This is a genomic window from Mycolicibacterium iranicum (genome assembly GCF_014190915.1).
Classification (GTDB): domain Bacteria; phylum Actinomycetota; class Actinomycetes; order Mycobacteriales; family Mycobacteriaceae; genus Mycobacterium; species Mycobacterium iranicum_B.
Window position 1 is genome coordinate 234,936 of sequence record NZ_JACHVU010000001.1, and the last position, 13,582, is coordinate 248,517.

The window sequence follows — 13,582 nt, forward strand, 5'->3', positions numbered from 1 at the left end:
CGGTATGGTTTCCGCTGCCAATCCGAACGAGCCGGCTCCTCGTTTCGCCATCGTCGGTTATGCGGCGCGGTTCCCGGGAGCCCAGGACGCCGACGGTTTCTGGGACCTGCTGCGCGACGGCCGGGACGCGATCTCGGACGTCCCCGGGGACCGCTGGGACGTCGACGACTTCTTCGATCCCGAGCCCGGCACCCCCGGCAAGGTCGTCACCCGCCGGGCGGGTTTCGTCGAGGACGTGACGGGCTTCGATGCGCCGTTCTTCGGCATGTCCACCCGCGAGGTCCGGCAGCTGGACCCCCAGCACCGCCTGTTGCTGGAGACGGCATGGCGCGCGGTGGAGCATTCCGGCACCGCGCCCTCGGCGCTCGCCGGCACCAACACCGGCGTGTTCGTCGGGCTCGCCACCCACGACTACCTCGGGATGGCCTCCGATGAGCTGACCTATCCCGAGATCGAGGCCTACATGGCCATCGGGACGTCGAACGCCGCCGCCGCCGGGCGGATCAGCTACCGGCTGGGCCTGCAGGGTCCGGCTGTGGCCGTCGACACCGCGTGCAGCTCGTCGCTCGTCGCCATCCACCAGGCCTGCCAGGCGCTGCGCCTCGGCGAATGCGACATGGCGCTGGCCGGCGGGGCGAACGTCCTGCTCACGCCCGCCACGATGATCACGTTCTCCAGCGCGCACATGCTCGCCCCGGACGGGCGCTGCAAGACCTTCGACGCCGCCGCCGACGGTTATGTGCGCGGCGAGGGCTGCGGCGTGATCGTCATCAAACGCTTCGAGGACGCCGTCCGCGACGGCGACCGCATCCGCGCGGTGATCCGCGGCAGCGCCATCAACCAGGACGGCGCCTCCGGCGGGCTGACGGTGCCCAATGGTGTTGCGCAGCAACGGGTCATCTCCGACGCCCTCAGCCGTGCCGACCTGCAGCCCAGCGATGTCGCCTACCTGGAGGCGCACGGGACCGGTACGTCCCTCGGCGATCCCATCGAGGCGCAGGCCGCAGGTGCGGCGCTCGGCCCCGGGCGCGCCCCGGACCGGCCTCTGCTCATCGGTTCGGCCAAGACGAACATCGGGCACCTGGAAGCGGCCGCGGGCATCGCCGGCGTCATCAAGGTGATCCTGTCGCTGGAGAACGAGACGCTGCCCAAGCACCTCAACTTCGAGAACCCGTCGCCCCACATCCCGTGGGACCGGCTCGCGGTGGAGGTCGTCAAGGACGCGATGCCGTGGGAGCGCAACGGCACACCGCGCATCGCGGGGGTGAGCTCGTTCGGGTTCGCCGGCACCAACGCCCACGTGATCCTCGAGGAGGCGCCGCAGGACGCGCAGGCCCCGGCGTCCTCAGCCGCCGACGAGGACAAGCGGTTCGCCCTCCTGCCGCTCTCGGCGCGCACACCCGCCGCCCTGCGCCGGCTCGCCGAGAGCTACCGCACCTGGATGACCGAGCACCCGGAGGCCTCGCTGGCCGACGTGTGTTTCACCGCCGGGGCGGCCCGGGCCCACCTGGAACACCGTGCCGCGCTGGTGGTCAACTCACGCGAACAGGCCGTCGAGCTGCTCGGCGCGCTCGCCGACGACCGCCCGGCGCCCGGCCTGGTGCGGGGCGAGGCGTACGAGGCGCCCAAGACGGCGTGGGTGTTCACCGGCCAGGGCAGCCAGTACCCCGGCATGGCCCGCGAGCTGTTCGACACCGAACCCGTCTTCGCCGAGACGGTGAACCGGTGCGCGGCGGCGGTGGCCGACGTTCTCGAAAAGCCGCTGCTGGACGTCATTTTCGACGTGGACAGCCCGGACCACGAAGAGACGCTGCGCCAGACGTCGTACGCCCAGCCCGCTCTGTTCGCCGTCGAGATGGGCCTGGCCCGGCTCTGGCAGTCGTGGGGCCTCGAACCCGACGTGGTGCTCGGCCACAGCGTCGGCCAGTACTCGGCGGCGTGCGTCGCCGGGGTGTTCAGCCTCGAAGACGGCGTTCGGCTGATGGCCGAACGGGGGCGGCTCTTCGGCAGCCTGCCCGCCGGCGGTCGCATGGTCGCGGTGTTCACCGCCGCCGACCGCGTCGAGAGCATGACCGACGAGTTCCCCGCGCTGTCGGTCGCCGCCTACAACGGTGCCAACACCGTGTTGTCCGGTCCTGCAGCCGATCTGGAGCAGGCGGTGGCGAGGTTGACCACTGACGGGGTCCGCTGCGACTGGCTGGAGACCAGCCACGCGTTCCACTCCGCACTGCTCGATCCGATCCTCGACGACTTCGAGGCGTACGCGCAGGGCCTCACCTACTCCGCGCCGCAACGCATCCTGATCGACAACCGCACCGGAACGGCACTGGGCCGCAGCGTGAAGCTCGACGGCCCGTACTGGCGCCGTCACGCCCGGCAGCCGGTGGAGTTCGCCAAGAGCGTCCGCACCCTGTCCGAGATGAACTGCAAGCTGCTGGTGGAGATCGGCCCGCGCCCGATCCTGACCGCCGCAGCCCTGGGCGCCTGGCCCGATCCGGCCACCTCCCCCCGGGTCATCGCGTCGCTGCGGCGGACCACGACCGACCAGCGTCAGATCACCGAGGCCGTGGCCGATGCCTACGTCCTGGGACATCTGCCCCACTTCGCGACGTTGCGCCGCGAGCACGCGCGCAAGCTCGACCTGCCCACCTACCCGTTCGAGCACCGCCAGTACTGGTTCACCGACAACCAGGACGCCCCGGCGACCCAGCAGAGCAACGCGCCGCGCACCCAGGCGGTGCGCCTGCTCGAGGACGGCCGTATCGAGGAGCTCGCCGCACTCCTGGACGGCACGGGGGACGATCAGCAGACCCTGGCGGTGCTGAACAAGCTTGCCGTACAACACAATCAGCAGAGGTCGACCCAGTCGATCGCCGAGGACCGCTACGAGATCCGCTGGGAGCGCTCCGCTGCCCCGCTGCTCGGCGCGGACGCGGGCGACGCGTTCTCCTGGGTCGTCGTCGGCGACGACAACGACGCGACCCGGCCGCTGGTCGATCTGCTCGCCGCGCGCGGACACCGCTACCGCATCGTGGGCCTGCCGGCCTCCGACGCCGAGGAGACCGCGCTCGCGGAGACGCTGACCTCCCTCGCTGGAGACGCCGCGCTGCGCATCGTGCACGTCGCCGCGCTGGACGGGGCGTTCGGTGGCACGTCGATGCGGTCGCTGCTGCGGATGCAGCACCGGATCTTCAGCGGAACCCGGCGGCTGTTCCGTGCCGCCACCGCCGCGCAGCTGCGGGCCCCGGTCTGGCTGGTGACCCGCGGCGCGCAGCACGTCCTCGACACCGACACCGTGGCGCCGGATCAGAGCTGCCTGTGGGGATTCGGGCGCGCCGCGGCCCTGGAACTCCCGCACCTGTGGGGTGGTGTGGCCGACCTGTCCGGCAGTGCCGACGAATGGTCGCGGCTGCTGGCACGGATCGCGGCGGCGCCGGATGCGGGGCACCGGGAAGACCAGGTGGCCCTGAGGGACGGGGTCGCCTATGTGCCGCGGCTGGCGCGCCGGGAGACGCCGCCGAGCGGCAAACCGCTGGAACTGCGAGACAATGCCTCCTATCTGGTGACCGGCGGCCTGGGTGCAATCGGCCTGGAGATCGCCGGGCACCTCGCCGCGCACGGCGCCAAGCACCTCGTGCTGACCAGCCGACGGGCGCCCGATGACGCCGTCCGCGCGCGCATCGACGCGCTCGGGGCACAGCACGGCTGCGACATCCGCGTCGTCACCGCCGACGTCGCCGACGCCCACGACGTCGCCCGCCTGCTGGCCACTGTCGCCGCCGAACTGCCACCGCTGGCGGGCATCGTCCACGCCGCCGGCGAGATCGGCACCACGCCGCTGAGCCACCTCGACGATGCCGAGGTGGACCGCGTGTTCGCCGGAAAAGTCTGGGGCGCTTGGCATCTCAGCGAGGCTCTCACCGAACCGCACGCCGGGCTGCAGCTCGACTTCTTCCTCAGCACGTCGTCGATCGCGTCGGTGTGGGGCGGCTTCGGCCAGACCGCCTACGGTGCGGCGAACGCGTTCCTCGACGGCCTGGCCCACCGACTGCGCGAGCAGGGCGTCGCCGGGGTCAGCGTGAATTTCGGGCCCTGGTCGGCCGGAATGGCCGACGCGTCGGCACGCGCGAAGCTCGAACAGCGCGGCGTGCGGACCCTGTCGCCGACCGACGCCCTCGCCGGGCTGGCCGACGTCGTGGCGGTGAGCGGGACCTCCGGCGCCGCCCAGGGAGTCGTCGCCCGCATCGACTGGTCCCGGTTCCTGCCGCTCTATCAGCAGGCCGGCAAGCGCGGATTCCTCGCGGACATGGATAGGCAGACGCCCGCATCGGCCGCCGCCGCCGCCCCCGCCGTGACGACCTCGGGTAAGACCGAGTTGGTCGAACGGCTGACGAATGCGCCTGTGCAGCAACGTCGCAAGCTGCTGATCGACCACCTGCGCGAGGCCGTGGCGGAGGTCACCCGCGTCGACGCCGTCGAGATCCGGGAGGACGCAGGGTTCTTCGACATCGGCATGGACTCGCTGATGGCGGTGGAACTGCGCCGCCGCATCGAACAGGGTGTGGGCAAGGAGATCCCGGCCACGCTGGCGATGGATCACCCCCGGTTGTCCGACGTCGCCGACTACCTGCTCGGCGACGTGCTCGGACTCGCCGAGCAGTCCTCGGCATCGTCGAGGACTGCAGCCGGACGGACTCCAGTGGTCACCACCCGCACCGACGACCCGATTGCGATCGTCGCCGTGTCCTGCCGCTTCCCTGGCGCACCAGACCCGGAGGCGTTCTGGGAGGTGCTCTCCGGTGGCGTCGACGCGATCCGTGAGGTCCCCGAAGACCGTTTCGACATCGATGAGTTCTACGACCCCGATCCCGACGCCCCGGGCAAGACCTACACCCGTTTCGGCGGATTCTTGGACGCCATCGACGAATTCGACCCCGAGTTCTTCGGCATCTCGCCGCGCGAAGCCGTCTGGATCGAGCCGCAGCAGCGGCTGATGCTGGAAACCGTGTGGGAAGGCTTGGAGCGGGCCGGCTACGCGCCGTCCGCACTGCGCGGCAGCCGCACCGGTGTCTTCGTGGGTGTCGCCGCCAACGAGTACGCCCATCTGCTGTCGGCGGAGTCGATCGACAAGATCGAACCGCACTTCATCACCGGCAACGCGCTCAACGCCATCTCGGGCCGCGTCGCGTTCGCGCTCGGTCTCGAGGGGCCTGCGGTGGCCGTGGACACCGCCTGCAGCTCGTCGCTGGTGGCCGTCCACCAGGCGTGCCAGGCGCTGCATTCCGGCGACTGCGACATGGCGGTCGCCGGTGGGGTCAACGTGCTGCTGAGCCCGGTGACCGTCGTGGCCGCGTCACGGGCCAGGATGCTGTCACCTGTGGGCCGCTGCAAGACCTTCGACGCATCGGCCGACGGCTACGTGCGCAGTGAGGGCTGCGGGATCCTGGTGCTCAAGCGGCTCAGCGACGCGACGCGCGACGGCGACCGGATCTGCGCCGTCATCCCGGCCAGCGCGGTCAACCAGGACGGTGCGTCCAGCGGTCTGACCGTACCCAACGGCGGTGCGCAGCAACGGCTCATCGGCACGGCACTCTCCCGCGCCGGCCTGGACGGCGGCGACGTCGACTACCTGGAGGCGCACGGCACCGGCACCCCGCTGGGCGATCCGATCGAGGTCCAGGCCGCGGCCGCGGCCTACGCCGGGTCCCGCGACACCGACCGGCCGCTGCTGATGGGGTCGGTGAAGAGCAACATCGGCCACCTGGAATCCGCCTCGGGCGCAGCAGGTCTGATCAAGGTCGTGCTGTCCCTGCAGCACGAGCTCCTGCCGCAGAGCCTGCATTTCGACAACCCGTCACCGCACATCCCGTGGGATTCGCTGCCGGTGCGGGTGGTGGACACCGCGATTCCGTGGCAGGCCAACGGGCGCCCGCGGCGCGCCGGCGTGAGTTCGTTCGGGTTCACCGGCACCAACGCCCACGTCCTGATCGAGGAGGCCCCTGCCCAGGAGTCACCGGAACCCCCGCTCGACCTGGAGACCTCCGACATCCCCGGCGACGACGAGGAGACGACCGAACCCGAGGCGCAGGACCCGCCCATCCACGTCCTCCCGCTGTCCGCCCGCTCACCGGAAGCTCTGGTCAGCCTCGCGCAGCGGTACGAGAACTGGCTGACCGCGCACCCCGACGCCGACCTCGGCGAGGTGTGCCTCACCGCGGGCACGGGCCGGTCCCATTTCGAGCACCGGGCGGCGCTCGTCGTCGATTCCCTGGCCGCCGCGCGCGACGGGCTCGCCGATCTGGCGCAGAACCGCCAGCGGCCCGGTGTCGTGCGTGGTGAGCACGTGCACCGTCCGACGACGGCGTGGCTGTTCACCGGACAGGGCAGCCAGTACCCGGGCATGGCCCGCGAACTGTTCGACACCGAGCCCGTGTTCGCCGAGACCGTCACCCGGTGCGCGGATGCGGTCGAGGGCATGCTGTCGCGCCCGCTGCTCGACGTGATGTTCGCCAACGGCCGCGGTCCCTCGGGAGAGTCGTTGCGGCACACGTCGTTCGCCCAACCCGCTCTGTTCGCCGTCGAGATGGGCCTGGCCCGGCTCTGGCAGTCCTGGGGGTTGGAGCCCGACGTGGTGCTCGGGCACAGCGTGGGCCAGTACGCGGCAGCCTGCGTGGCCGGCGTGTTCAGCATCGAGGACGGCGCCCGACTGATGGCCGAGCGCGGCCGGCTGTTCGGCAGCCTGCCCGACGGTGGCCGGATGGTGGCGGTGTTCACCGACGCCAAACGCGTCGAAGAGGTCGCCGCCGGGTTCCCGCGGGTGTCGGTGGGCGCCTACAACGGACCCAACACCGTGCTCTCCGGCCCGGGTGAGGACCTCGAGCAGATCGTCGGCACGTTCGGCGAGGACGGGATCCGCTGCACCTGGCTGGAGACCAGCCACGCGTTCCACTCCGAACTGCTGGACCCCGTGCTCGACGAATTCGAGTCCTACGCCGCGCGGATGGAGTTCGCGGCGCCGACTCTGCCGCTCGTGTGCAACCGCACCGGTGCGGTGCTCACCGCCCAGACCCCGCTCGACGCGCAGTACTGGCGCCGGCATTCGCGCCAGCCGGTGCAGTTCGCCGAGAGCGTGCGGACCGTGGCGGCTCTGGGATGTTCGGTGCTGATGGAGATCGGTCCGCAACCGGTCCTCACCGGTGCGGCGGTGCAGGTGTGGCCGGAGCACCTCCCGGCTCCGCGGGCCATCGTGTCGCTGCGCAAGAGCGTGGGCGACCGGCGACAGATCTCCGACGCGCTGGCCGCGGCCTACGTCGGCGGGCACCGCCCCGATTTCGCCGCACTGCATGCCACCCCGGGACGGCGGCTCGAGCTGCCGACCTACCCGTTCCAGCGGCGGCGCTTCTGGCCCAAGACCTCCGGCATCGCGATGGACGGCGGGGTCGGGCCCGCCGCCTCGGGAATCCTGGGCAGCGCCAAGGATCTGGCCTCCGGCGACACCGTGTACACCAGCAGGCTGTCGGTGAAGTCGCAGCCGTGGCTGGCCGACCACGTCATCTACGGCACCGTCGTCGTCCCCGGCGCGACCTACGCCGCGATGGCGCTCGCCGCCGTCGGCACCCCGGCGCGGGCCAAGGATGTGTTCTTCTACGAGCCGATCATCCTGCCCGAGAAGACGTCCCGTGAAGTCCAGCTCACCCTGCACCCGCGCGAGACCGGCGGGGAATGGACGTTCCAGGTGCACAGCCGGCCCTACGGGGAGCGTGGAGCGGACTGGTCACTCAACGCCGAGGGCACCGTGGTCAGCGGCGCCCCAGAGAACACCGAGAACGCCGACGATCCGGCGCCCGAGCAGTCGGGACCGGTCGACGAGGCGATCGAACGGCTGAACCGCATGCGGCCGCAGGAGCTGTTCGAGACGTTCGCCGACCTGGAGCTCGCGTGGGGACCCACCTGGTCCGGTTCGCTGAAGTCGTTGTGGCTCGGCGACGGCGAGGCGATCGGCGACATCCTCGTCGGCGAGGAACTGGCCGAGCAACTCGGCACCGAACCGATGCACCCGGTGCTGATGGACCTGTGCACGGGCGTCGCCTTCCCGGCGTTCCCGGCGCTGCTGGCCGCCGAGCAGGGCGTCAACGACCTGTTCCTGCCGCTGCGGTACGGGCAGGTCACGCTGCGGGAGAAGATGCCGCGGCGGTTCTACTGCCGCGCGAGGTGGCATGAGAGCCCGCTGGACAACGAGACCCAGGTCTTCGACCTCGACTACCTGGACCGAGATGGCCGCCACCTCGGCGGGATTCGTGAGTTCACGGTGAAACGGGCGCCCCGCGAAGCCCTGCTGCGCGGACTCGGTGGCGACGCCACCCGCCTGCTGTACACCCTCGGATGGCATGAGGTCCCGCCGGCGGTGGAGGCCACCGCAGAGCCGACGGGTACGTGGCTGATCGCCGGATTCGACGAGCTCGCCGCTCTCGTGCCGGGCTGCATCCCGTTCGACCCGGCCGCCGATCCCCAGCCGCTCGGGCAGGTGCTCGCCGACGCCGCCGAGCGAGGTGTGCCCTTCGCCGGCGTTGTCTGGCGCGCGGCAGGCGATTCCGGTGCCGGCACCGCCGAACGGCTGGAGACCGAGATCGCCCATCTGCTCGGCGCCGTGCACACCGTGCAGGGCGGCACGGACCGCACCACCGTCACACTGCCCGGCGGGCTGTGGATCCTGACCGAGCGGGCCGTCGCCACCGAGTCCGGCGAACCGGTGGACCCGGTGCAGGCCGCCCTCTGGGGCTTCGGTCGCACGACGATCAACGAGGAACCGGCGCTGCGCGCCAGGCTCGTGGACGTCGACGGATCGCCCGAGGCCGTGCAGGCCGTGGCGACCCTGCTCACCTCCCCGGTCGATGAGCCGGAATTGGCTGTGCGACAAGGGAAGCTGCTGGCATCCCGCCTGCTTCCATGGGCGCGCAGCGGTCACCTCACGGTGCCGCGCGGCGGCGACTATGTGCTGGCTCCCACCGAGCGCGGCGCGATCGACAACCTGCGTCTCACCGAGACGGAGGTCGCCCCGCCGGCCGAGGGTTACGTACAGGTCCGGGTGGAGGCCGCAGGCCTGAACTTCCGCGACGTGCTCAACGTCCTGGGCCTGTACCCGGGTGATCCGGGACCGATCGGCGGCGACTTCGCCGGCACCGTCACCCAATTGGGCGAGGGCGTCCGCGGTGTCGAGGTCGGGCAGCGCGTCTACGGCTCCATGCAGGGTGCGTTCGCCAGCCGGTTCAACGTGCCCAGCCAGTTCCTCGCGCCGATCCCCGACGGGATCAGCGCCGTGGAGGCGGCGACCATCCCCGCCGCCGCGTTGACGGTGCGGCTGTCGTTCGACTGGGCGCAACTCAAGCCCGGCGACAAAGTGCTCATCCACGCCGCCAGCGGTGGCGTGGGGCTGGCCGCGGTCCAGATGGCGCAGCGCTGCGGCGCCGAGGTCTTCGCCACCGCAAGCACGTTCAAGCGCGCGACCCTGCGCAAGCTGGGCGTCAAGTACGTCTACGACTCGCGCACCACGGACTTCGCCGACCAGATCCTCGCCGACACCGACGGCGCCGGAGTGGACGTGGTGCTCAACAGTCTCACCAGCGAAGGGTTCATCGAGGCGACTCTCAAGGCCACCGCCGAGAACGGCCGCTTCGCCGAGATCGCCAAGCGCGACATCTGGACGGCCGAACGAATGGCCGAGGCCCGTCCGGACATCGCCTACGAGATCGTCGCGCTGGACACCGTGATGCTCACCGAACCCGACCGCATCCGCGACCTGCTCACCGAGGTGTCCGACGGGCTCGCCGACACGCAGTGGACACCGCTGCCCGCCGAGATCTACCCGCTCACCGAGGCCAGGGCGGCGTTCCGCCGCATGCAGCAGGCCCGTCACATCGGCAAGATCGTGGTGCAGATACCGACGCCGCTGCAACCGCGGCCCGACCGCACCTACCTGATCACCGGCGGACTCGGGGCGATCGGTCTGCACACCGCGTCCTACCTCGCCAACCTGGGGGCCGGCGACATCGTGCTCACCAGTCGGCGGGCCCCGAACGCCGAAGCGCAGCAAGCCATCGACGACATCACCGAGCGGCACAGATGCCGCATCCACGTGTTCACCGCCGACGTCGGCGACGAGGCCGAGGTCGAGACGCTGCTCGCGCGCATCCGTGCGGAGTTGCCGCCGCTGGCGGGCGTGGCCCACCTGGCGGGTGTGCTCGACGATGCCCTGCTGTCGCAGCAGAGCGTCGAGCGGTTCCGGAAAACCCTGGCGCCGAAGGCTTTCGGTGCCGAGTACCTGGATCGCCTCACCCGGGACGACGCGCTGGACTTCTTCGTCGTGTCGTCGTCGGTGTCGAGCCTGTTCGGTTCACCGGGCCAGGCCAACTACGCAACGGCCAACGCGCTGCTCGACGGTCTGGTCGCGCAGAGGAGGGCGCAGGGACTGCCGGCCACCGGCATCAACTTCGGGCCGTGGGCCCAGGGTGGCATGGCGTCCTCGGACGCGGCGACCGCCAACATCGGTGCGCAGGGCCTGATTCCGCTCGAACCGTCGGCGGCGCTCGGGGCGCTGGCGGAGGTGGTCGCCAACGGCACCGGCCAGGCCACGGTCATCAAGGCCAACTGGCAGCGGGCGGCGAAGGTGCTGGGCAGTGCGCGTCCCCCGATCCTCGACCTGGTGCTGCCCAGCGCCGTCGGCGAGGTCACGGGCGACAGCGAGCTGCTGCGGCAGCTGCAGGAGATCCCCGTGCCGCAGCGCGCGGGCTTCGTCACCGAGTTCCTGCAGCGCGAGGTGCAGAACTTCCTGCGGCTGGCCCAACCTCCGGCGGCCGGCAGCCGGTTCCTGGATCTCGGCACCGATTCGCTGATGGCCATCGAACTGCGCAACCGGTTGCACAGCCAGTTCGGCGGCGCGTTCACCATCAACGCGACGGCGGTCTTCGACTACCCGACTATCGGTGGTCTCGCCGAGTACCTGGTGGGTCAGCTGCCCGACGCGGAAACCCAGGAGCCGTCATCGAATGACCACAATCAAGCTGTCGGAGCGGCCGATTCGCTGGGGTAGCCTGCCGACCATGGTCGCCCACTCCCGTCACGCACGCCCCCGTTCGATGGCGGTGCTGGGGCTCTCGGTGCTCGCGGTGGTCGCCGCCTCCGCGCTCGGGGGCCTGGCGACCAGCAGCGCCGCCGAGGACTACCGGCAGCTCGAGCAGCCCGGTTTCGCGCCGCCGTCGTGGGTCTTCGGCCCGACCTGGACGGTGCTCTACGCGATGATGGCGATCGCGGCGTGGCTGGTGTGGCGGACCGGACCGTCGCAGGACACACGGCGCGCCCTGACGCTGTACGCCGTGCAGCTCGTCCTCAACGCCGCGTGGACACCGCTGTTCTTCGGCCTGGGGTGGCGCGGGATCGCGTTCGCCGAACTGAGCGTGCTTCTCGTCGTGCTCCTCGCGACCGTCGTCGCGTTCTGGCGACGCAGCGCGGTCGCCGGCGCCCTCCTGCTGCCGTACGTGGCGTGGTCGGCCTTCGCACTGTGCCTGAATTTCGCGGTATGGCAGCTCAACACCTGACCGCAGCCGGACCATCGATTTCGACCGAGGAGCGCGCATGACCAGATCGGTGTTCATCACCGGAGCCGCGACCGGCATCGGGCGCGCCACGGCGCTGCTGTTCGCCGGGCGCGGCTACCGGATCGGCGGGTACGACGTCGACGAGGACGGGCTGCGTGTGCTCGCGGCCGACATCACGGCTGTCGGCGGCACGCCGGTCGTCGGGCATCTCGACGTCACCGACCCCGAGGAGGTCGCGCAGCGCCTCTCCGAGTTCGCCGAGGGCTCGGGCGGCACGATCGACATCCTCATCAACAACGCGGGTCTGCTGAATGCCGGCCGGTTCGAGGAGATCCCGCTGAAGGTGCACCACCGCGAGATCGAGGTCAACGTCAAGGGGGTCGTCAACGGCCTGCACGCGGCGTTCCCGTACCTGAAGAACACGCCGGGTGCGGTCGTCGTCAACCTCGCGTCCGCGTCGGCGATCTACGGTCAGGCCGAGCTCGCCAACTACAGCGCCACGAAGTTCTTCGTCCGGGCCATCACCGAGGCGCTCAACCTCGAGTGGGGCCGGTACGGCATCCGGGTCGTCGACATGTGGCCGCTGTACGTGAACACCTCGATGACCAAGGACGTCAAGACCGGCACCACGCAGTCACTCGGCATCCGCCTCACCGCTCAGGACATCGCGGCCGACATCGTCGCGGCGGTGGACGTGAGCCCTACCCGCAAAGCCCTTGCGCAGGTGCATTTTCCGGTCGGGCTGCAGGCCAAGGCGTTGGCCGCCGGCGCCCGGTTCTCCCCGGCGTGGCTCACGCGCCTCGTCAACAAGAAGCTGGCGGGCCACTAGCTCCAGCGTGACGCCTCAGCGTCGGCCGGCAGCGCCGACCGCAGGGGTACCGCCAGTCCGTCGTAGATGCCCGGCTTCTGCTCCACCAGCCAGTTCAGCGCTCCGAGCAGGCGGTTGGCCGCGGTGGTGTTGCCGCCGTCGGCGCGGGTGCCGCCGGGGACGTCGGCCCGGGTGGTGATCGTCAGCTGGGGGTCACCGTCAACAATCACGCGATGGTCGCCGACCCCCTGATCGGGCTGGGGCCAGTCGGGAGCACAGGACGGATGGATGCGGGTGATGTGCTCGATGACGACCCGCTGCGTGCCGCCCGACCAGCCGATCACCTTCAGGAAGAACGCGCCCTGGGTGCCCTTCTCGAACTGGCCCATCACGGTCTCGACGGTCTCCTCCAGCGGGAGGCGTTCGACCTCCTCGGTGATCTCGTCGATCTCGATCCCGAGGCCACGGCCGATGAGGCGGATGTTGCCACCCCACACCATCGTCGGGATCGAGGGCAGCAGCATCATCGGCGGGGGGTCTTCCGGCCCCATCGGCCCTCCGAACCCGCAGGACACCTTCACGGCGAACGGCTGGTTGTAGGTCGAGTAGTCGAAGATCTCCTGGCAGGTGATCGTGCGGATGCGGGTGCACAGGCTCGCCGCCGTCACGGCCAGCGCATCGTTGCCCCAGCCCGGGTCCACGCCGCTGACCAGCAGGGTCGCCCCGCCCTCCTCGGCCGCCGCGGTCAGTCGCTCCACCCACTCGACCGGCGCGGAGGTCGGGTCGTAGAGCGAGTACAGCGACGGCGTCACCACGTGTTTCCCGGCGCGCAGGCATCTCTCGATGTCGGCGATCGCCTCCTCGGGCCGGATGTCACCAGAGGCCATGTAGGCGACCGCGTCGCAGGCGCCCAACGCCGCGTCCACGTCCGTCGTCGCGGTGACCCCGGTATCGGTATCGAGTCCGGCGAACGACCCCGCGTCGCGGCCGGCCTTCTCGTCGGAGGACGTGATCACGCCCGTCAGCCGCAGCCCCGGAAAGGCGGTCAGCGACCGTATCGAGGTCGCCCCCATATTGCCCGTTCCCCACACCGCAACCCCGATTGCTGTCCGCATGGCGTTACCCTATCGGGCTAAACGTGACTATCATCACAGCACCCTGAAAAGCCAGCTCAGCGGCGCTG

The 13,582-nt window shown here is 70.7% G+C and carries 4 protein-coding genes; 3 read left to right on the plus strand and 1 reads right to left on the minus strand.

Going from position 1 to position 13,582, the window contains the following annotated elements; translation table 11 throughout:
- The first annotated feature begins 4 nt into the window (after positions 1 to 4).
- Genes FHR72_RS01100 through FHR72_RS01110 form a run of 3 tightly spaced genes read left to right on the plus strand, consistent with a single transcriptional unit; the run spans position 5 to position 12,420 of the window.
- A complete protein-coding gene (locus FHR72_RS01100) occupies positions 5 to 11,086 on the plus strand; it encodes a type I polyketide synthase (RefSeq protein ID WP_183466060.1) in 11,082 nt (3,693 codons plus the stop codon).
- 10 nt (positions 11,087 to 11,096) lie between these two features.
- The gene (locus FHR72_RS01105; RefSeq protein ID WP_183466557.1) at positions 11,097 to 11,591 is read left to right on the plus strand and encodes a TspO/MBR family protein; all 495 of its coding nucleotides are present in this window, start codon (positions 11,097 to 11,099) and stop codon (positions 11,589 to 11,591) included.
- A gap of 37 nt (positions 11,592 to 11,628) precedes the next feature.
- Entirely contained in the window at positions 11,629 to 12,420 is a 792-nt protein-coding gene (locus tag FHR72_RS01110; protein ID WP_183466061.1) for an SDR family oxidoreductase, read from the plus strand.
- Here the strand turns inward: FHR72_RS01110 and FHR72_RS01115 are convergent.
- Positions 12,417 to 13,514 carry an NAD(P)H-dependent amine dehydrogenase family protein gene (locus FHR72_RS01115; RefSeq protein WP_183466062.1) on the minus strand — a complete coding sequence of 366 codons (1,098 nt, stop codon included), beginning with the start codon at positions 13,512 to 13,514 and terminating at the stop codon, positions 12,417 to 12,419. The two genes, FHR72_RS01110 and FHR72_RS01115, sit on opposite strands and share 4 nt — an antisense overlap.
- Between the last annotated feature and the right edge of the window lie 68 nt (positions 13,515 to 13,582).

Coding starts and splice junctions, on each gene's coding strand:
- FHR72_RS01100 (WP_183466060.1), top strand. CDS start 5: ATGGTTTCCGCTGCCAATCCGAACGAGCCGGCTCCTCGTTTCGCCATC.
- FHR72_RS01105 (WP_183466557.1), top strand. CDS start 11,097: ATGGTCGCCCACTCCCGTCACGCACGCCCCCGTTCGATGGCGGTGCTG.
- FHR72_RS01110 (WP_183466061.1), top strand. CDS start 11,629: ATGACCAGATCGGTGTTCATCACCGGAGCCGCGACCGGCATCGGGCGC.
- FHR72_RS01115 (WP_183466062.1), bottom strand. CDS start 13,514: ATGCGGACAGCAATCGGGGTTGCGGTGTGGGGAACGGGCAATATGGGG.